This window comes from uncultured Chloroflexus sp. (assembly GCF_938091255.1).
GTDB lineage: Bacteria > Chloroflexota > Chloroflexia > Chloroflexales > Chloroflexaceae > Chloroflexus.
Map to the genome: position 1 here is coordinate 14,948 of NZ_CALLJH010000006.1, position 19,316 is coordinate 34,263.

Below are 19,316 nucleotides of genomic sequence, written 5' to 3' on the forward strand. Positions count from 1 at the left end.
AACGTCCATGAACCGTGATAGACTCTGAGCAGTTATCCCAAATCATTGCAGCATCCATTGGAAAGGAGCTGGCATTGGCAAACAATCAAAACGATTTCCGCCGGTTTGGCGCTGCCCTCTTGTTAGGCATGGCCGCCGGTTTAGCGGCACGCTACTATTTCGAGGCGCGCGCGCGCAACGATAATCGCGTGCAGATCGGCCTGATCGACTGGGAGCAGGCCCGCCAAGCGGCATTGCGCATTTCGCAGTGGGAACAGGCACCGGTTGATAACCGTGCCTTTCGCCGCGAACAGTATGCGCGCATGGTGGCAATCAGTGAGCCGCTCATTGCGGATTATCTCGGCGTGCGCTTGCCCGAACCGGTCAGCCGGATCTTTGTCTTCGACCGGCGCGAATGGCTCGAAGCGAATATCATCTCGTTTAACCAGCTCTTCCGCCCGATCGAAGAGCTGTACGAGAAGAACGGCGGCGGGCGCGGCGCGCTGGGGATGGTTGTGAATAATGTAAGCAGCAAGCTGCTAGGGGTGCAGATCGGCGGCTTATTGGGCTACTTGGCCCAGCGCGTGCTTGGCCAGTACGATCTGAGCCTGCTCTCAGCGGAAGCGACCGGCGGCGCGCTCTACTTTGTCGAGCCGAATATTGCCCGCGTGCAGCAGCAACTCGGTCTGAGCGACGAGGATTTCCGGCTCTGGATCACGTTGCACGAAATGACCCATGCCTTCGAGTTCGAGGCGTATCCGTGGGTGCGTAGCTACTTTCGCGAACTGCTCGAACAGAATTTTGCTTTCATTAGCGGGCAAATGCTGAGCAGCGGTAACAGTCTGGTCGATATGCTTACACGGCTGCTGCAAGGGATCGGCAGCGGCCAGCACTGGCTCGAGACGGTGCTGACGCCTGAGCAGCGAGCGGTCTTTGACCGGATTCAGGCGCTGATGTCGATTATTGAGGGCTATGGCAACCATGTGATGAACGCGGTTGGGCGCCGGCTCTTGCCCAGCTTCAGCCAGATCGAACAGCAGATTGCTCAACGCCAACGTCAGCGCACACTGCTTGATCAGATGGTCTTTCGATTGACTGGTCTCGATCTGAAGCTGGCACAATATCAGCAGGGTGAAGCCTTTGTCAATGCAGTAGTTTCTGCTCGTGGGATTGCGTTTGCCAGCCGGGTATGGGAACGACCAGAGAATCTACCAACGCTTGACGAGATCCGCAATCCGGCCCAGTGGATGATCCGGATGGATCGGCAAGGTAGCTGGTAGGTCGCAGTGGATCGTAAGGGCGGATTTCAAACCTGCCCTTACGCTCATCGCTTATCACCTTTCACCAATCAACGCCAACAACCCAGCTTCATCGAGCACCGGGATGCCAAGCTGCTGCGCTTTAGCCAGCTTGCTGCCGGCATTAGCTCCCGCGACCACATAGCTCGTCTTTTTGCTCACGCTATCGGTCACTTTGCCGCCGTGGGAAACAATCAACTCGCTGGCCTGCTCGCGAGTCAGTGAAGGCAATGTGCCGGTGAGCACAAACGTCTTGCCGGCGAGCGCATCGCTCTGGCGTTCGCGTTGGGCGCCGCCATCCATCTCCACGCCGGCGGCGCGCAGCTTCTCGATCAACGCTCGATTTTCGGGCCGGGCGAAGAAATCGACAATACTCGCCGCCACCACCGGGCCAATACCGGGAATCTGCTCAAGCTCCTCTTGGCGGGCATTCATGATCGCGCTGAGCGAACCAAGCGCGTTCACCAAGGCTTGCGCCGCCACAGTGCCAACATAGCGAATACCCAAACCAACGATAAGCCGGTCAAGCGGGCGGTGGCGGGCAGCATCAATGGCGGCTAGCAAATTGGCGATCCGCTTCGAACCAAAACCCTCTAGCCCTTCAAGCTGTTCAGCTTTGAGATAAAACAAATCGGCCACATCGCGCACCAAACCGAGCTGCACAAAGAGTTCGGCCTGCTTTTCGCCCATGCCCACGATATCGAGCGCGCCCCGGCTGACAAAATGCTCAACTCGGCGCACCAATTGGGCTGGGCAGATACTAAAGTTATTGCAGCGCCATGCCGCCTCGCCGGGTTCTCGTTCGAGTGGCGAGCCGCAAGCCGGGCAATGGGTGGGGAACTGCCATAGCCGTTCGCTGCCATCGCGGCGAGCAACGACTGGCCCGACCACGTAAGGAATGACATCGCCGGCCCGCTTCACAATCACATAATCGCCGATCCGAATATCGCGCTGGGCAATATAATCGGCGTTATGCAGACTGGCGTTACGCACCGTCACCCCGCCGATCTGCACCGGTTCTAATTCAGCATTTGGCGTCACTACGCCAGTGCGGCCCACATTGACGGTAATATCGAGCAAGCGCGTGATCGCCTCGCGGGCCGGAAACTTCAAGGCAATCGCCCAGCGCGGATCGCGCCCCACCACACCGAGTTCGTTCTGCTGGGCAAAATCGTCGATCTTGATCACCATCCCGTCGGCTTCATAGGGCAACGAATCGCGCCGGGCCATCCACTCTTCACAATAAGCGAGCACCTCAGCGAAATCGGTAAAGCGGCGCGCATCTTGATTGACCGGAAAACCGAGGGTGCGTAGATAGCGCAGCGTCTGCCATTGGCTGGTCAGAGTCACGCCCTCGACCGGGCCGACGCCGTAGGCAAAAAAGCGCAGCGGGCGGGCAGCGGTAATGGCGGGGTCTTTCTGGCGAAGCGAGCCGGCGGCGGCATTGCGCGGGTTGGCGAAAATCCGCTCGCCAGCAGCGGCGAGCCGGTCATTCAGCGCCTCAAAATCTGCAGTGCGCATGTAGACCTCGCCGCGCACTTCAATGAGCGAAGGTAGATCCGCCGGCAGATCAGGGTCGCGTATGCCATCAAGCGGGTGCAATGTGAGCGGAATGCTCCCGATCGTGCGTAGATTAGCGGTCACATCCTCGCCAACCTCGCCATCGCCGCGAGTAGCACCTTGCACGAAGCGGCCATCGCGATAGGTCAGTGCAATCGCCAAGCCATCGATCTTGGGCTCGACCACATATGCGATCGCGGCATCGTTACCGAGCAGCCGCAGCACCCGATCGCGCCATGCCAGTAAATCGGTGGTGGTAAAGGCGTTGCCAAGCGATAACATCGGCTGGGGATGCTGCACTTTGGCAAACTGGCTGGCCGCCGTGCCACTCACGCGCTGGGTCGGTGAATCGGGCGTGATCAATTCAGGATGGGCCGCTTCGAGCGCGCGCAATTCGGCCATCAGTGCATCGTACTCGGCATCACTCACAATCGGATCATCGAGGACGTAATAGTGGTAATCGTAGCGGCGAATCAACGCGCGCAGCTCAGCAATGCGCTGCGCTACATCTAGTTGGCTCATCGGTAGCTCCATGGTCATAAGAGAAATCCGCCAAAGGTACTACTCAAAATGATGAAAAGGTAGTACCGTTGGGGGGTTGTGAGAAAGTAAAAGAACGGTTATAATACAAACACCCCCCCCACACGAGACCCGCTGGCAGATGCCAGAGGGTTTCGTGTTTCTGGCGATGAAATAATACGAACATCCGTGCATTATTCTAACACAACTTGGTGGGGTTCGATGCGAGCGCTCGCATTCTCGCGCAATATACCGCTCTTCATGATTCCTGCCCTTGCTGCCCTCTGCTAACCTTACATCAGTGTGCAGCTTGCTGACGCGCCGTAACGCCGGGCTACCAGACTGATAGTTAACGGATCTCAACCAAGAAAACTGCATCACAGCGCCTTAAAATCCGCTTCAGTGTCAAAACGTTCATTGTTGGGTGCGCAGACGCATGGTATAATTCCGCCAGTGTCATTCTCGTGAAAGAATCCACGAAATATCATTGGTTGAGGGTTACAATGTTAGCATGGTTTATTTTCTGGATCGCGGCGGTGATTGCAGTTGGCGGGCAAGTTCCCCTGATCGTGGCGGCGTGGCGCTTGTATCGCCAACCTTCGGCGGCGCCGGCCAATGTGCCGCGCAGCGATGGCCGGGCCGATCTCGGCTGGACGCTGGTGACCGCGTTGGGGACGCTAGCGTTGTTTGTGGCGGCGTATGCGGCGTTACCGTAGCGAATATCAACAAAACCGAATAATCCTTTACAGCATTCTCTTATTGGAGCATAGCGAGGATCGATATGGCGGCTCGTCATCTCGCGCGAATCTTGGTGATTGGATTACTCTTGACGTTGGCAACCATTGTTTCCGGTGCGCTGGTGACAATCTCGGCCAGCGCAACAGCTTGTCCATCGTGGCCGTTGTGCCTTGACGCGCTGAGCAGCGAAGCGAACCCGCTCGTGTGGATTTCGCTCGGTCACCGTCTCATTGTCTCGCTCGCGTTACTGGCCGTGATTGCCAGCACATGGATGGTGTGGCGCGCGCCAGAGACGCAGGGCGCGCCGCGTTGGACGGCGTTGGGCGCATTGGCGCTCTTTATGTTGCAGGCATTGGCCGGCGCATTGCTGGTTTGGGGTATGCCGGCGATGGTGGCCGATGTTTGGCACCTCACTGGCGCGCTGCTAGCGTTCGGCGCGCAGACGCTCACCTTTTTGTTGGTAGTCATTCCGGCCCAGCCGGCGACGGATCGGCTGGCCGGACGGGCGGCGCAGACCCAGCGTCGCTTGCGCGGGTTAGCGTCGTGGGGGGCAGCGGCGGCTGGTGTGGCGGCATTAGCGATTGGGGCGCGCAGTGTGGCCCCGGCGATCGAGATGGCAGCGGCTTTGCCGGCCAATAGCATGGGTGCATTGAGCTTTGCGGCAGCGTTAACCGGGTGGATGGCGGTGGAGGCGCGCTGGCGGTTGCACCCGGCTGCACAAACGTCGGTAGTGGCGCTGGCCTTGCCGCGCTATAGCCCGCTCTTGCCGGTGCTGGCCCTCGTGGCGCTAGCCGGTTTGTTCCTACCCACCGGCGGCCATTTGCTCAGCCTAACTGCCGCAACCCTGCTCTGGGCCGGCGCGTTGGCAGCAATTGTCATATTGCAGCGCGCGCCGCTCACCTTCACCACCACGACCGCCGTGGCTCGTCCCACACCGAAATGGCGCGAGGTGGTGGCCGATTATATCAGCCTGACTAAGCCCAAGGTCATCTCGCTGTTGCTGGTGACGACGTTGACCACGATGTTTATCACCGAAGCCGGATTGCCATCGTGGTGGCTGGTGTTGTGGACGATGATTGGCGGCTATTTGGCGGCGGGCGGGGCTGGCGCAATTAACTGTGCTTTTGATAGCGACATTGATATCAATATGGGTCGCACGAGCCGCCGACCGGTGCCAAGCGGACGGATCTCAGCACGGGCTGCGTTCATCTTTGGCGTGATCCTCAGTGTATTGTCGATCATTGTGCTCTGGGTCTTCACGACCCCGTTGGCCGCCTTTTTCGCTTTTCTTGGTATCATCTACTACGCCTATTTCTACACCGGTGTGCTTAAGCGCAGCACGTGGCAGAACATCATTATCGGCGGTGGTGCCGGCGCGATCCCGCCGCTGGTGGGATGGACGGCGGTGACCGGTTCGATCAGCCTGATGGCGGTGGTCTTGTTTGCCATCATCTTCTACTGGACGCCACCGCACTTTTGGGCTTTGGCACTGGTGAAGCAGAAAGATTACGCTCGTGCCGGTGTACCGATGTTACCGGTGGTAGCCGGTGAAGCTGAGACGCGCTGGCAGATTTTGGTCTATTCGGCGATTATGCTAGCAGTATCGCTATTGCCAGTGGCGATTGGAGCAATGAGCTGGATATACCTCGTCGGTGCCTTGCTGTTCGGTTTCCGCTTCCTGCGCGATGCGTGGGCCGTGTGGAAGGTAGGTGATCAGGCGGCAATTTGGGGCTTGTACAAGTATTCGTTGCTCTATTTGGCGCTGCTGTTCGCAGTGATGGTGGCTGACCGGCTGATCCTTGGGTAAGGAGCTGGTTTACGAAAGCTGCGACTAGCAATTTGCGCTGACATGGTGTATACTTCATCTATCGAAGGAGATAGCCGCTCTGGCGGCTACGTAGTACGGTCAAGGAGTTCGTCCATGACGATGATTGGTGTCGATCAGATTGGTGTGCAATCGGCCACCCCCCAACCGCTGTTAATGATCAGCGAAGCGGCTTCTACTCGCTTGCTCAAGATGATGCAAGAGAAGCAACTTGAGGGTTATGCCCTGCGCGTCTTTGTCGCCGGCGGTGGTTGTTCGGGCCTCCAGTACGGCATGACATTCGATGATGAGGTGCGCGAGGGTGATAACGAGTTCTACGCCGGCAATCTGCGCGTGTTGGTCGATCCGATTAGCGCCAACTATTTGATGGGCGCGTCGATCGATTTTGTCGACACGCTAATGGGTGGCGGCTTCAAGATTGATAATCCGAATGCGGTATCATCGTGCGGTTGCGGCCATTCGTTCCGTGCCCGTGATACTGATTACAGCGAGGATGACGATGACGCACCGGTGGGTGGTGGGTGCGGTACCTGCGGGTACTAACTCGTGCTTGATGTTCGGCGCCACGGGTTACCCGTGGCGCACAACGTAGTATCTATCCCCCGCACAGGTGCGACATACTACTTGCCCATCGTAAATGACCTCACGGGCATTAATAATTTCCTCGCCGCAACGCTCACATGTGGTACGGATGCCGTTACGGCTGATTATTGCTTTCAAATCAACCGTTAATGTGACCGGTTGGGCCACGAGCAGGTCGGTTACCGGCATCAATTGGTATGCGATCAAGTAGGCATGCCAGCGGCTGCGAGCTTCGGGTGCATACTGATGAGCTAACTCTCGTGAGTTGGGTTTTGGCACCAGTCGCCACGCTTGGCCGGTGAGCGTATCAACAAACGTAGCTGCGACTTTCCCCTCGTCGATCAGCCGCATGGTTCGCCGTCCTAACCAGCAGCCGGTGGCAACACTTACGCCATCGGCAAAACAGCCGTCGGTCTCAACAAAGACATACAGCCGTTTGTTAGTTTGCGGTAGCTTCAACCCCAGCAGCTCACCAGCGTACATGCCCATCCGTGCGCCGAGTACTTGTCGTGGGCACAGGTGCCGATGCATTGCCGATGAACGGCGCAGCAATTCGGCGAGCGGTTCAGGTGCGATAAGCCATTGTAATGAAGTGGTGTCAAACTGCTCATCAACCGACACTGCCTATCCTCCCGGTGGTATTGCGCTCGATGCGGTACAGAAGTGTGCTATGTCTGTATCATACCAGATTATGCTTGTAGGTTTGCTAGGGTATGGATAGACAATCACTGGCTGAATACTGATGTTGTAATAGCGGCAGAACATAGAGGGGGCATAGCACTGCTATGTCCCCTCTCGGATTGGTAGCGGGATTGGCGTTTAGCCTACCTTTTCGAGTTTCACCTTCGAGTCGTAGAACACCGCACTCCCACCGACCAAATCGCTCAACGTTACATTCTTTAGCACCGGATCGACCCGCATTGCAGCGTTGGCATGCACACCGGTAGCACGACGTGGGTCTGCCGGAATGGTAACACCATCAATCACAATTTCACTGGCGCCACTAGCAAAATGACCCCAGCCAAGTGGAAACGCGATCACACCGGGGCGGATGCCCTCGATCACCTTCACCTTGCCGATCATCGGCTTGCGCGTGCCATTCTGCAGATCCCAGACACCTTCAGGGTTGCTGGCCGAGCTGATTCGCACGCGGTCACCGGTGCGCAGACCGAGCCGTTCGGCATCGATGCGGTTCATCAAGATCGCATTTTCCGGCATCAGTGCGAGTAGCCAGTAATCAGCGATGCCGCGCGCCTTGGCCATCATTACTTCTTTGTAGGTGATCAGGTGCAGATCATAGCCCTCGTCAACAATTGGCGTACCGTCGGCGGCTAGCCCGGCGGGAATGTAGGTGGGATATCCAAGCAGATGTTTACCGGTCATCGAGTTAATGGCACTGGCCGTCTTTTCTTGGTAGAGGTTGATCTGTTTGGCGTATGGATTGCCTGCCAAATGACCCTTCCAACCCTTCTCGTAAGCTTGATAGCGTCCGCCACGGTTAAGGACGTAAACGGTTTGCCGCCAGAGTTGCTCGTTGTCTCCCACTGCTGCGCGCCACTTGGCTTCGTCGAACACGCTTGGCGGTAGGAAGCGGCGGGCTTGTCGGAAGATTTCCAGCTCGTCATCATCAGCCGGTGGGACGCCGTCGCTACCATCTTCCTTTTCGCCGAAAGCGATATTTGCCGCCAGTTTGAGATACAGATGTTCGGGCCGGGTAAAGGGAATGCCTTCGCCGAAGCCGTTAGGCCCGAAGCCGGGCAGGTCAAGTCGCTCGGCGATAGCGAGCACGAGTGCCTCGAAGCTAAGTGGAATCTCTTCGCCGAAGACCTTGACAGTCGGCCAGTGAGGCAGGCTCATCGCCGGCTGGCGAATGTTTTCTACTTTCCACGGGACGCTCGGATGCGATCCGTGGAATTCCCAGCGTTCGAGGAAGCTCAGGTCGGGGAAGATGTAATCGGCGTAGGTGCTGGTTTCACCGACCATAATATCACTCGTGATAATGAGCGGGATCTTCTTGGGGTCGGCCAGTATCTCGATCACCGTCTGTGCCGCCGGCAGTGCATAGTTGATCGCCGACATATAGAACATTGCGACCTTAATCTGGTATGGGTACATGTCACCCATCGAGGGCACATCTTCCTGATAGACATCGGTCGCGAGCGGGAACCATGGTCGCCGTGCCGGATAGCCGTTAAACAGCGTCGATTTCTCGTAAGCGGTGTTGGTGCGCAGCAGGTCAATGCCGAATGGCACGTTGGCGCCATTGTTCATCTTTTCGATCAGGAATGGGCCTTTCGCCTTGCTACCTAGTCGGTCATAGGTGGTAGGCTTGATCAGACCACCACGATGGTCAAAATTGCCAATGAGTGCATTCAAGGTGTAGAAGGCGAAATTGGTGTAGAAGCCGTTGGTATGTTGCGATGCCCCGCGGTGGATGTCGGCGACGGCACGGGTGCCGTGACTGGTAAATTCGCGTGCGATAACGATAATATCTTCTTCCGTTACATCGGCGATCGCCGCCCACTCCGCGATCGTATGCACGCTGGCTGCTTCATAGATAATCTGCAAGCCACTCTTGACCTGAATTCCGTTAATCTCGGTATTCACCAGCAGATCACCCATCACCGGCACAGCTTCGGGGTTGTTCGGATCGATCGGGGTTGGTGTACCGTTGACTAGCGCGACGAAAGGATCGAAGGCGAAGTTGGTGCCATCGGTAGTGACGTACTGTTTCGTCTTCTTCCCTTCGGCATCGGTCGTTTCGACGACGGTTGTCAAACCGATTTCACTGGCGCGGAGGAACTTGCCCGGTGTACCGTCTTTGATCTTGACCAACCACGTTGCGTTCGTCCAGCTCGGTTCGCCAATGGCAGTAGCGGCAGCTCTGTTAGCAGCGGCGAGGAAGGTGGCGTTATAGCGCTGTTGCTCAATGATCCAGCGGATCATCCCCATCGCGAAGGCGGCGTCGGTTCCCGGCTTAATCGGGAACCACTTCCACGCTTTACTCGCCAGTTTGCTCAGGCGTGGATCGAGGACGACGTACCGCATGCGGTTGTTAATCACACCTTGCGTGATACGGGGTGATTGTGGCGTCGGGCCATAATTGGCCTCGAAGTGATTAGTGCCGACAAAGATCACAAACTCAGCATTCCCCAAATCGGCTTGCCAGTAGAACTTTTGACCACCGGTGAATTTACCGGTTGCCGGATCAAACTGTTCGCTCATAGCCTTACCAGTGAAGTAGAGCGAACCTTGGCAAACCGTCGTGTGGCCGTTGGCATTGACCGAGCCAAAGCCACTCTTGACGAACCGCTGCACTAAGTCACCACGTCCGTTCTTCAAGCGTCCCCAAATGAAGGCGAATTGGTTATTCTTTGGCCCTAAATCAGGATGATCGGGGTCGATCAATACATCGAGATGCTCGGCAAAGTCACGCTTGAACTGCTCGACTAGTGCGGGCTTCTCTTCGGGCTTAGCAGCGAGAATATTGTTCACTGCGGCGGCCATCGCTTTGGCCAGCTTTGCATCTTTGAGCGCATACAGTGCGCGTAACCCTTCGACCGGCCCTTCACCAAACAGATCGCCGCCTTCGACGATCTCGGTAATCGCCTGCTCAAAGTCAATTGTAATCCATTGACCGGCTCCGCGTGGTGTCCCCGGTTTGCGCTTGAGCACTTTTGTCAAGCGGTACGGATCGTAGGCGGTCTGGATACCGGCCTGTCCTTTCGGGCAGAGCGCACCATCAATTGGCCCGCTAGCGCTAATCGGGGTTGTATAGGGCAACGGCGGCTCCATTGTCCAAGGGCTGTAGGGATTGCCTTCAAGTTTAGCGGCCACACCATCGAGCAACTTGACCTTGAGGCCACAGCCGGTATTGCACTGCAAACAAACGGTTTGGATCGAGTTAGCGGCATCGACCAGCGGCAGATCGATCGGTTCACCGCGCGAGAGGCTCGCGAGCGGGCCGCAGCCGGCCAAAGCAGCGCTGCCGCCGAGTAACGCCGAAACCTTGAGGAAATCGCGCCGGCTCATGCTCGATCCAGTAGGCGTTGAGGTGTCGTGCTGTCGTTTCATATCAACACTCCTGTCGTATCGCAGGTGTTCTTGCGCTATGACTAATCGGCTGCACCGGCAGATTTGACCGGACGGCTAAAGAGTGGTAAGCGATCGGCACCTATAACGAAGCCAATGGTAGCGGCACCGACAATGCCAGCGGTCACTGCCCATTCCATCAGGCTTGGGCTATAAGTAAAGCTCAGGTGCGGGCCGTGGAAGGCTTCACCTAGACCTCGCAGTTCGGGGAGGGAGAGAGCCGGGAAGATAATGTTAGCGCGGGCTACGGCCAAGCCGAGCAAGACACAGACGCCCATCAGCCCGGCAGCAAAGCCGTTGTTCCGTATCGGCGTCGTTAAGACGATCAGTGGCAGTAGCATACCAAGACCGATTTGCAGCAACCAGAAGGCCCAACCGTAGGGGCCAAACAGCACCAGATTGATTGCCTCGGCGCCGTGACTGCTATTCTGGTAAAGCGCCTGCGAGACATCAGTCCACAGATAGTACCCTTTGACCAGTAGCAGCACCACCAGCCCTAACCCCAATACATGCAACTGTTGCGAACGGCGCGGATCGTGTACCGGGCCAAACCAGCCGATGGCGATCAGCATCAGGGCAACGCCAGAGGTGAGGTTAAAGACAGGAAATTGGGCCGGCAAGTTGCTGACATGCCAGCTTACCCGGTTCTGGTTGACACCAAGCAATGCTCCGATACCACCGCTGAGAAAAATTGCTAACACGAGACCAACGACCATGATCGGCTTCAGCCAGCGTGAGGGTTGGGGGCGGAAGCTGAGCCAGAGGCTGACGATGATGATGATGAGAAAGATTGTATACCCCCAGACCAGTTGCGCCATTACTGCCCCAAAATTGGGCTGGAGGTAGACTTTCCAAATCCGCGTCATATGACCAAGATCGAGACCGATAGCAGCTAGACCGGCCGGCAGGGTGACCAATGATCCCCACAGGGCCATCCGGCCACTGCCACGGAATAATGGCAATTCAAACAACAGATCGAGGGTCGCCAGCATAAAGCCGCCGGTGGCAACGCCGGCAAAAAACATATAGAGTGCCACCCACAGCCCCCATACCACATACGAGCCGTAGTTGGCGTTCATATGTCCATAGACAAACCGATCGTACAATCCCCACATGCCGATGAGCAGGCCAAGGGAGCCAACCACATAGAGGAGTCGTTTTAGCATAGGTCTGCTCCTCACTGCAAATAATACACACGCGGCTCAGTACCAAGTTCTTCTTTCAACCGCATCACATTCGGCTTTGCGATCAATTCGCTGACGAGGCTTTCGGGATCGTTCGCGTCGCCAAAGAAGGTTGCCCGCCCGATACACGTCGTTACACAAGCCGGTAATTCACCATTCAGCACGCGATGCATACAGAAGTGGCATTTGCGCACATTGCCCACTGGCGAATCGTGTGCGTCGTGACGAGCGTGCAGTTTCCCGTACTCAAACGTGATCACCTGCTCGTAGCTCACTGCTTGCTCGGCCCCAAACATTACGCCGGAGGTAGTCGTATTGGCAGTGTAGGTATAGCCAAAGTCGAAGGTTCGAGCACCGTAAGGGCAAGCGGCGATGCAGGCGCGACAGCCGATGCACTGCTCATAATCAACCGCAACGACGCCATGCTCGTTCGTGTATGTGGCCGAAACAGGGCAAACGCTTGTGCAGGGTGGATTATCACACTGCATGCATGGTCGAGGGATAAAACGGCGGCTTACATTGGGATACCGTCCGATCTCTTCTTCCAGCACGGGGCGATAGACTACGCCGGGAGGTAGTTTGTTTTCAGCGACGCAGGCAATCGTGCAGCCGTGACAGCCAACGCAGGCACGCAGGTCAATTACCATCACCCAGCGTCGTTCATTGACCGGCTTAGTGAGGGCGCGCAACAAATCAGTGCGCATCCGTTCGAGGAGATCGACCGGTGTCCCGTTGATGTTTGCAGCCCGCAACCGGGCAATTTCGGCCTCATACGCTGCCAATGCCTCTTCGGGAGTTAAAACGTCGATCGATTCGTTCGATTTCCCGGTTGCGGCTGGGATGCTTGCTTGCACCGAAGCTGCTGCCAGCGCACCAGCGCCAGCCACCAGCGCGCCAAGCAAGCCACGCCGACTGACCGGGGTGAGCGGAATAGTGGGTTGTCGAGACATAGGCTACGCTCCTCGTCACTCGCAGATTACCGCTAACCGTACTGTATGACGTTTCTTGTGCTAGCGGTAGCAGGAAAAATGTGGTACTGTCAGGGTCGTTGTCAGGATTTTCCCGACAACGGTGAGACATCGCGATAATGAATGGACGAATCGCGGCTTATCGCCCGCTCGCATGTCCGACGACCTGCACGGGCGGGCGGTAAGTATGCATAACCGGAACGAATGAACAGTCTTTCAGCGCATCCGTTCGTTGCCGATGGATTGACCGGCTGTAAGATAGGTTATGTGGGGGCGAGCAAGTTGTGGTCGAGCGCAAACTGGACAAGCGCAGCTCGTGAGCGGAGGCCGAGCTTTTCCATACCGCGGGTACGGTAGGTTTCGACCGTTTTGGGGCTGAGGTTCAACTGGCTGGCAATTTCGGCTGCGGTGTAGCCACGTGCAACCAATACCAATACCTCTCGCTCGCGCTCGCTCAGGCTTTCCCATGGATTAGTCGGTTGTGGTTGTGGCAAGATATCCTCGAGCAAGCGACGGGTGAGGGCGGGATGGATATACAGCTCGCCGCGTAATACTGCGCGAATCGCTGCAATCAACTCAGCGTCAGCAGCACGCTTTAAAACATACCCATGCGCACCGGCAGCCAGTGCTTGTCGCACGTAGCCCTCGTCGTCGTGCATTGTCAATACAAGAATACGAGCCTGTGGCGCAGCCGCTCGCAACGATTGAATGGCAGCAAGGCCACTACTGTTGGTCAAGCTCAGATCAAGGAGGATAAGGTCAGGTTGGAGAGTCGTTGCCTGCGTAATCGCAGTGCGTGCGTCTTCCGCTTCACCAACCACAACCATATCAGGTTGAGATTCGAGCAACAAGCGTAATCCGGCACGCAAGACTGCGTGATCATCGACCAACAGAATGCTGCTCATGACGCTCCTCATTTGTTGCTGGCAGGGGAAATTCGACATAAAGAGTTGTACCACTACCGGGTGCTGACTCAATGATCAACTGACCGTTCAACAATGCTGCCCGCTCGCGGATTCCATTCAAGCCGAGATGACCATCACCGCTGAGGCTAGCCGGATCAAAGCCACAGCCATTATCCTCAATAATGGCACGTAAGTGGCCATTCCGCCGCTCAATCACCACGCTGGCCGTTGTCGCGTGAGCATGACGGATGACGTTGGTCAGCGCTTCTTGCACAATCCGGTAGAGTGCAGTTTCGAGCGCCGGATCAAGCCGTTCATCGGTCAAGTCGGGCATGGCCAAATCAATCGTCAATCCGCTCCGAGCGCGGCAATCGGCAACGTAGCGTTGAATGGCAGCAGCTAACCCTAAATCGTCGAGCACGCTAGGTCGCAATTGGCGGGCGAGTGCGTGCAAGTCATGTAACACCTGCCCGACAATCCCACGCAGATCATCAACCTGCCGACGCAGTTCAGGTGAATGATGGCGGTCGGCAAGTGAACGCAAACCAATCAGGAGAGAAGTGAGGGCTTGGCTTGTGCTGTCGTGGAGTTCGCGGGCAATTCGCTTTCGCTCCTCTTCTTGGGCGGTAATAATCTGGGTCACATACTGTGCTCGCATCTGCTCGCGTTCGGCGCGTTCACGTTCGGCCTGTGCTAGCGCTTCACTCATCGCATTGAACGCATCGGTCAGCTTGCCAATTTCATCGTTCGCCCAACGTTGGGCGCGCCGACTAAAATCGCCGCTGGCTACCGCTTTGGTCAACTCCACTAATTGTAAAATTGGACGGGTAAGGATCCACGTTAGCAAGGCGGCAGCCGTGATCCCAACCGCCGCTGCCATAATGGTTGTGATGAGCAACTGACCGGTCACGGCGGCAACTGTTTGCTCACGGGTTGCTAACGATAAACCAACACGAGCGATACCGGCCCGCCCATCGAAGATCGGCACGGCAATATCCCAAATATCGCCTTCATCGGTGGTTAATAGCACACTGCGGTGATGTTCATTCGCTGTCACCGTGTTGGCATCGCGCAAGCCTACGGGGAAGCCGGTGCCGAATGTATGAGCAATGATCGTGCCTTCCGAGTCGATCACGAAGGCATAGCGGAGGTCGGGGTTATTAGCTTGCGTGTCGCGCAAGAGACGAAACAAGCCGTAGTAATCACGCATTAAGGTGAGATCGGTCGCGCGGGCTGCCATATCACGCGCAACTGCAACCGAGTGTTCGTAGGCTTGGTTGGTAAGCGTTTGTTCGAGTAACAGCCGCACTTCAATCGTTGCTGCTACTCCTATCAGCACCACCAACCCTAGCACAATGCCAAGAATCTTCGCTCGAATGTTGACTGCGCCAATCACTTGCCAGATGACCGCAGCCCATCGTCGCAGCCAATGTTGTCCATGCACTGTGTTCATGGCGACAACCGACTTACTCGTGACCGTACAAGCCGTGCGCTGGCATAAGCCACATCATCAATCATTACAAACCGGTCAACGCCCAGCGCCGTCAACGCCTTCTGCGCCAGCGGCAATGGATCATCAGCCATGCCGAGAAAAATGTTCTGCAATTCGGCACGTAACTGTGGGCGTACACCCGGCCCGACCACAACCGGCGGAATGCCAAACGGCGGCGAGGTGTGAATGACCTTCACTTTCGTCGCCAATTCTGGGTCACGCGCTAACGCAAACTCGAACACAAGACTATCAACCGCTGCACCGTCAGCTAGTCCGTTTGCCACTGCTTCAATCGCTTTATCGTGGGTGTAGGTAAAGAAAATATCGTGAAAAAATGTTTCTGGTTCGTCACCTAACTCATTCACCAACACGGTGGGGTAAACCCGTCCGCTAAATGAAGTCGGATCAGTGAAGGCAAACACCTTCCCACGCAAATCGGCCATCGTCTGTGCCGGACTAGTTGCTGGTACAATCAAGAGAGAGTGATATGTTGTCGCCTCATTAACTTGTGGCGCTACCAGTAAGCTCATCCCATAGCGGTCGCGGCCATCGATATAGGCGCTGGTGCAAACGAAGGCAACATCGACCTCGTTGCTCCCGATCAGTTCATTGGTTTCGCTGTAGGTGCGACGTTGCACGAGCACCACTTGCCGGCCAAGCTTCGCACTGAGATAGTCGAGTAGGGGTTGATAGCTTTGCACTGTACCTTGTGGTGAGATGACCGACGCCACCGATACGCGGAGCGGCGGTGACGTCACCGGTGTCGGCATTGGCAATGGCTGCAAATCGTTGAGCCGGATCATTGGCGCTGGCGTTGTTGAGACGCTGCATGCGCCGAGAAGAAAGATAGTGAGAATGATGAGACTAAGACGCTGCGCCATAGCATCCTCAAATTGGTCTGTCTGCTGCCTGAGAGTGTCACAAAGGGAAAGGTGATCGTGTTCTGCCGGCTAGCACGAACCCTACCTATATTCTTTGTGACAAAAGGATCGTACCATGCGCGGTTGGGTCGCATTAAAAAAAGTTCGCAACTGATAGTGAAGGTTAAGATATGCTGCACGGCAAATCGCTCACATGCAGTTGCATCGTTGTCTACCCTGAAGCGTGGAGTATGCCATCGTGACAGTCTCTCGTCTTGAACGCTATCAAGCTACCATCTACCTTATTGCCATCGCCGCTGGGCTTGCTATTGGTCAACGTTGGCCTATCTTAGCTCCCATCGCGGATCAAGCGCTCTGGCCGATCTTGGCTCTATTGCTCACCGTCACCTTCCTCCAGATCCCGCTGCTGCACCTGCGCGAGGCGTTAGTTGACCGGCGATTGGTGATCCTATTATTTGTTGGCAATTTTGTGCTCATTCCGGGTATCGTCTGGTTACTCCTCCACTGGTTGCCGCCTGAGCCGGCGTTGCGGCTAGGGGTAGCACTCGTCTTGGTAGTGCCCTGTACCGACTGGTTTATCGCCTTTTGCCATCTTGGCGGCGGTGACACCGCGCGGGCATTGGCGGTCACACCGCTGTTGCTGATTGGGCAAGGGGTTCTTTTACCGTTGTATCTCTGGCTCATGCTTGATCTGACGACACTCGATGTGATTGCCGGCTTAAATATTTGGCCGGCGCTACTGATTATCTTGGTTCCGCTACTCGTTGCGATTAGTGGTGAGCGCTGGCTCGAAGCCCGGCCAGAGCGACAGGTGTGGCGGCAACGAAGTGCTGGGCTGACTGTGCCCCTGCTAGCATTGGTAGTGGGTGCAATTGCGGTATCGCAGGCTCAAGCGGCAATGGCGGCGCTCGCGGTTGTCCCGGTGGTGACACCGGTATTCGTTGTCTTTCTCTTCATCGCGACGCTGCTAGCCTACCTATTGCACCGGCTAGGCCGCTTACCGACTCGGTCAGGCCGGGTGCTGCTGTTCAGTTTCAGCACCCGTAACTCGTTTGTTGTGCTTCCGCTAGCGCTCAGTTTGCCACCGGGCTGGGAAGTGGCGGCACTCGTGATTGTGGTGCAGTCGTTGGTCGAGTTGATCGGGATGGCGGTGATGGTGTGGGCCGGGCCACGGTGGGTGATACCTCCATCGTAGAAGGTACAGTACTGCTGCGCCCCTACCCCACGACCAACAACCACGCTCGCTGCAACGCCAACGCAATCAGTGCCGCAGCAAAGATGCGAGTCAAGGTCAGACTTTTAACCCGCCGCGCCATAAATGCAGCGCCAGCTTGCGCTCCGAGTAAAGCCGAGATAGAGGTCAAGATTAACAGCAGCCAGTCAAACCGAGCGTCAAGCAAATGGGTTGCAAACGCTGAAAAGGAGGGTAGAGTGACAATTACCGCGTTGGTTGCCGCAGCGATGCGGGCAGTGTAACCCAGCAGCACCAGTGTCGGCATCATGAGAAAACCGGGACCGACCCCCAAAAAGCCAGCGAAGACCCCGATGACAGCGCTTGCGAATCCGGCCTTGACCCGTGTCGCATCACTAATAGCGCGTGGTTGGCTGTCGTCTTGTGTCGGTGGAAAGGCCATGCGGTAGGCGAGGAACACTAGTACCCCGACATAGATCCACCAGATGGTGGTTGTCGGGACAAATTGTAAGAGCCATACCCCGATTGGTGCAACAATGGTGGTAATGATCAATAACGGAAGAGCAGTGCGCCAATCGACCATCCCTTTGCGCGCTAGGGTAACTGCGCTGGCAATGGCAGTGATGCCGTTGAGCCACAGTGAGAGCGGCATAATTTCGTGCTTGAGTTCAAGCCCAAAGAGGCCAAGAACCGGTGTGGCGACAAATGCTACACCGAGACCCATCATTCCTGATAGAAACGACAATCCAAACAACAGTATGGTCAGGATGAGATAGAACATCGCTAGCCTCGCTCTGCTGTACAAGTGGCTTGAGGGATCGTTGTAACATCTTGTCGGAGGTATAGCATCTCATTGCTATCCGTAGCTGATTGCTCATTGTGTGAATCGGGGCAATACCCATCATTGCACCTTTCTTCGCCTCCTTCAGCGTAGTTCTAGGAGCCAGATCGTTGCGTGCGAGTCGTTAAGCGCACTGTACGTATTATTCCGTTACAAGCAGAATGCCCTTCCCCGCAAGGGGAAGGGCAATTGTACTGCTAGCTCGCCATCACCACATTAAACAAATACCCTACCAATACGATCCCGCTCGCCACAACGCCGACAAACACGGCAATCAATTGCGGCTTCAGCACGCGCCGTAGAATAATCATTTCAGGCAAGCTGAGCGCTACCACCGCCATCATAAACGCCAGTACCGTCCCTAGGGCCGCACCCTTTGCCATCAATGCCTGCACGACCGGAATAACGCCGGCCGCATTCGAGTAGAGCGGCACACCTAAAGCAACACCTGCCGGTACCGACCACCATGCCTCACGACCGAGAATGCCGGCGAGCGCATCCTCTGGTACGTAGCCGTGAATTCCGGCACCGATCGCGATCCCGATCACGACGTATAACCACACTTTGCCCACAATCTCGCGGGTATTCTCCCACGCACCGGCAAACCGCTCGGCCCACGTTGGGTTCTCTAGCGCGACTGTACCGCCGCCGCCTTTGATCTGCCAAACGAACTCTTCGACGTAGCGTTCTAGCTTGAGCCGCCCAATAATGATCCCGGCCACAATGGCTACGCTCATCCCAGCCGCGAGGTAGAGCAACGCTACCTGCCAACCAAACATGCCGAACAGCATCACCAGCGCGACTTCGTTCACCATTGGCGCGGCGATCAGGAACGAGAAGGTCACACCAAGCGGGATGCCGGCCTCGACGAATCCGATAAAGAGTGGTACTGCTGAGCACGAGCAGAATGGCGTCAGGACACCTAATCCGGCAGCGAGGATATTGCCAACTCCCTCACGTTTGCCACCTAGAAAGGCACGGGTACGCTCGGGGCTGAAGAATGAGCGAAAAGTGCTGATAACAAAGATCATCCCGCTCAAGAGTAAAAGGATCTTCGGCACATCGTACAGAAAGAAGGCAACCGCCTCGCCCAAGTGTGAGCCTTCGCTCAGGCCGATGACGTGGTACGTCAACCAGTTGGCCAGCGGCTGGATCAGGTTATACGCAATCAGCCAGCCGATGGCAGCAGTGATTACAATGATCCACGCCTGCGTGGAAGAACGGCGTGAGGGGGTAGTGAGTGTTTGCTCCATCGAATTC

15 protein-coding genes are annotated in these 19,316 nt (G+C 56.4%); 5 read left to right on the forward strand and 10 right to left on the reverse strand.

Annotated features, from left to right (window positions below):
* The first annotated feature begins 74 nt into the window (after positions 1–74).
* Positions 75–1,259, forward strand: coding sequence for a zinc-dependent metalloprotease (locus Q1A00_RS02480; RefSeq protein ID WP_298402104.1), 1,185 nt, complete (start codon positions 75–77; stop codon positions 1,257–1,259).
* Positions 1,260–1,313: 54 nt separating this feature from the next.
* Here the strand turns inward: Q1A00_RS02480 and ligA are convergent, their stop codons facing one another.
* Positions 1,314–3,359, reverse strand: coding sequence for an NAD-dependent DNA ligase LigA (ligA, locus tag Q1A00_RS02485; protein WP_298402103.1), 2,046 nt, complete (start codon positions 3,357–3,359; stop codon positions 1,314–1,316).
* Between the two features lie 500 nt (positions 3,360–3,859).
* On the opposite strand from ligA, the gene Q1A00_RS02490 reads away from it, so the two are divergent.
* The 3 genes from Q1A00_RS02490 (at position 3,860) to erpA (ending at position 6,462) form a co-directional block, all read left to right on the forward strand.
* Positions 3,860–4,072, forward strand: a complete 213-nt coding sequence (locus Q1A00_RS02490; protein ID WP_298402102.1) for a hypothetical protein — start codon at positions 3,860–3,862, stop codon at positions 4,070–4,072.
* A gap of 65 nt (positions 4,073–4,137) precedes the next feature.
* On the forward strand, positions 4,138–5,901 hold the full coding sequence (locus tag Q1A00_RS02495; RefSeq protein ID WP_298402100.1) for a heme o synthase: 1,764 nt from the start codon (positions 4,138–4,140) through the stop codon (positions 5,899–5,901).
* Positions 5,902–6,015: 114 nt separating this feature from the next.
* Complete coding sequence (gene erpA / locus Q1A00_RS02500; protein ID WP_298402098.1) at positions 6,016–6,462, forward strand: iron-sulfur cluster insertion protein ErpA; 447 nt, start codon at positions 6,016–6,018, stop codon at positions 6,460–6,462.
* A gap of 27 nt (positions 6,463–6,489) precedes the next feature.
* Here erpA and Q1A00_RS02505 read toward each other — a convergent pair whose 3' ends face one another.
* The 7 genes from Q1A00_RS02505 to phnD all read right to left on the reverse strand — a co-directional run bounded on the left by Q1A00_RS02505 (position 6,490) and on the right by phnD (position 16,023).
* Complete coding sequence (locus tag Q1A00_RS02505; RefSeq protein ID WP_298402096.1) at positions 6,490–7,122, reverse strand: FmdE family protein; 633 nt, start codon at positions 7,120–7,122, stop codon at positions 6,490–6,492.
* 198 nt (positions 7,123–7,320) lie between these two features.
* Positions 7,321–10,575, reverse strand: a complete 3,255-nt coding sequence (locus tag Q1A00_RS02510) for a molybdopterin-dependent oxidoreductase (protein ID WP_298402094.1) — start codon at positions 10,573–10,575, stop codon at positions 7,321–7,323.
* A 41-nt stretch (positions 10,576–10,616) separates the two neighbouring features.
* Positions 10,617–11,759, reverse strand: a complete 1,143-nt coding sequence (gene nrfD, locus Q1A00_RS02515; RefSeq protein ID WP_298402092.1) for an NrfD/PsrC family molybdoenzyme membrane anchor subunit — start codon at positions 11,757–11,759, stop codon at positions 10,617–10,619.
* Between the two features lie 11 nt (positions 11,760–11,770).
* Positions 11,771–12,727 carry a 4Fe-4S dicluster domain-containing protein gene (locus Q1A00_RS02520; RefSeq protein WP_298482528.1) on the reverse strand — a complete coding sequence of 319 codons (957 nt, stop codon included), beginning with the start codon at positions 12,725–12,727 and terminating at the stop codon, positions 11,771–11,773.
* Positions 12,728–13,008: 281 nt separating this feature from the next.
* Positions 13,009–13,650 carry a response regulator transcription factor gene (locus tag Q1A00_RS02525; RefSeq protein ID WP_298402089.1) on the reverse strand — a complete coding sequence of 214 codons (642 nt, stop codon included), beginning with the start codon at positions 13,648–13,650 and terminating at the stop codon, positions 13,009–13,011.
* Positions 13,625–15,103, reverse strand: a complete 1,479-nt coding sequence (locus tag Q1A00_RS02530) for an ATP-binding protein (RefSeq protein ID WP_298402087.1) — start codon at positions 15,101–15,103, stop codon at positions 13,625–13,627. Before Q1A00_RS02530 ends, Q1A00_RS02525 begins: the two co-directional genes overlap by 26 nt.
* Positions 15,100–16,023: a phosphate/phosphite/phosphonate ABC transporter substrate-binding protein gene (gene phnD / locus Q1A00_RS02535; protein WP_298402085.1), complete on the reverse strand. Its 924-nt coding sequence runs from the start codon at positions 16,021–16,023 to the stop codon at positions 15,100–15,102. The genes Q1A00_RS02530 and phnD overlap by 4 nt, the downstream gene beginning before the upstream one ends.
* A 238-nt stretch (positions 16,024–16,261) precedes the next feature.
* Here phnD and Q1A00_RS02540 point away from each other — a divergent pair, with 238 nt between their 5' ends.
* Positions 16,262–17,218: an arsenic resistance protein gene (locus Q1A00_RS02540; protein ID WP_298402083.1), complete on the forward strand. Its 957-nt coding sequence runs from the start codon at positions 16,262–16,264 to the stop codon at positions 17,216–17,218.
* Between the two features lie 22 nt (positions 17,219–17,240).
* Here the strand turns inward: Q1A00_RS02540 and Q1A00_RS02545 are convergent, their stop codons facing one another.
* Both Q1A00_RS02545 and Q1A00_RS02550 read right to left on the reverse strand, forming a co-directional pair.
* Positions 17,241–17,996: a sulfite exporter TauE/SafE family protein gene (locus Q1A00_RS02545; protein WP_298402081.1), complete on the reverse strand. Its 756-nt coding sequence runs from the start codon at positions 17,994–17,996 to the stop codon at positions 17,241–17,243.
* Between the two features lie 257 nt (positions 17,997–18,253).
* Complete coding sequence (locus Q1A00_RS02550; RefSeq protein WP_298402080.1) at positions 18,254–19,309, reverse strand: permease; 1,056 nt, start codon at positions 19,307–19,309, stop codon at positions 18,254–18,256.
* Positions 19,310–19,316: the final 7 nt, after the last annotated feature.

Coding starts and splice junctions, on each gene's coding strand:
- ligA (WP_298402103.1), bottom strand. CDS start 3,359: ATGAGCCAACTAGATGTAGCGCAGCGCATTGCTGAGCTGCGCGCGTTG.
- Q1A00_RS02550 (WP_298402080.1), bottom strand. CDS start 19,309: ATGGAGCAAACACTCACTACCCCCTCACGCCGTTCTTCCACGCAGGCG.
- erpA (WP_298402098.1), top strand. CDS start 6,016: ATGACGATGATTGGTGTCGATCAGATTGGTGTGCAATCGGCCACCCCC.
- Q1A00_RS02525 (WP_298402089.1), bottom strand. CDS start 13,650: ATGAGCAGCATTCTGTTGGTCGATGATCACGCAGTCTTGCGTGCCGGA.
- Q1A00_RS02495 (WP_298402100.1), top strand. CDS start 4,138: ATGGCGGCTCGTCATCTCGCGCGAATCTTGGTGATTGGATTACTCTTG.
- nrfD (WP_298402092.1), bottom strand. CDS start 11,759: ATGCTAAAACGACTCCTCTATGTGGTTGGCTCCCTTGGCCTGCTCATC.
- Q1A00_RS02530 (WP_298402087.1), bottom strand. CDS start 15,103: ATGAACACAGTGCATGGACAACATTGGCTGCGACGATGGGCTGCGGTC.
- Q1A00_RS02520 (WP_298482528.1), bottom strand. CDS start 12,727: ATGTCTCGACAACCCACTATTCCGCTCACCCCGGTCAGTCGGCGTGGC.
- Q1A00_RS02545 (WP_298402081.1), bottom strand. CDS start 17,996: ATGTTCTATCTCATCCTGACCATACTGTTGTTTGGATTGTCGTTTCTA.
- Q1A00_RS02510 (WP_298402094.1), bottom strand. CDS start 10,575: ATGAAACGACAGCACGACACCTCAACGCCTACTGGATCGAGCATGAGC.
- Q1A00_RS02490 (WP_298402102.1), top strand. CDS start 3,860: ATGTTAGCATGGTTTATTTTCTGGATCGCGGCGGTGATTGCAGTTGGC.
- phnD (WP_298402085.1), bottom strand. CDS start 16,023: ATGGCGCAGCGTCTTAGTCTCATCATTCTCACTATCTTTCTTCTCGGC.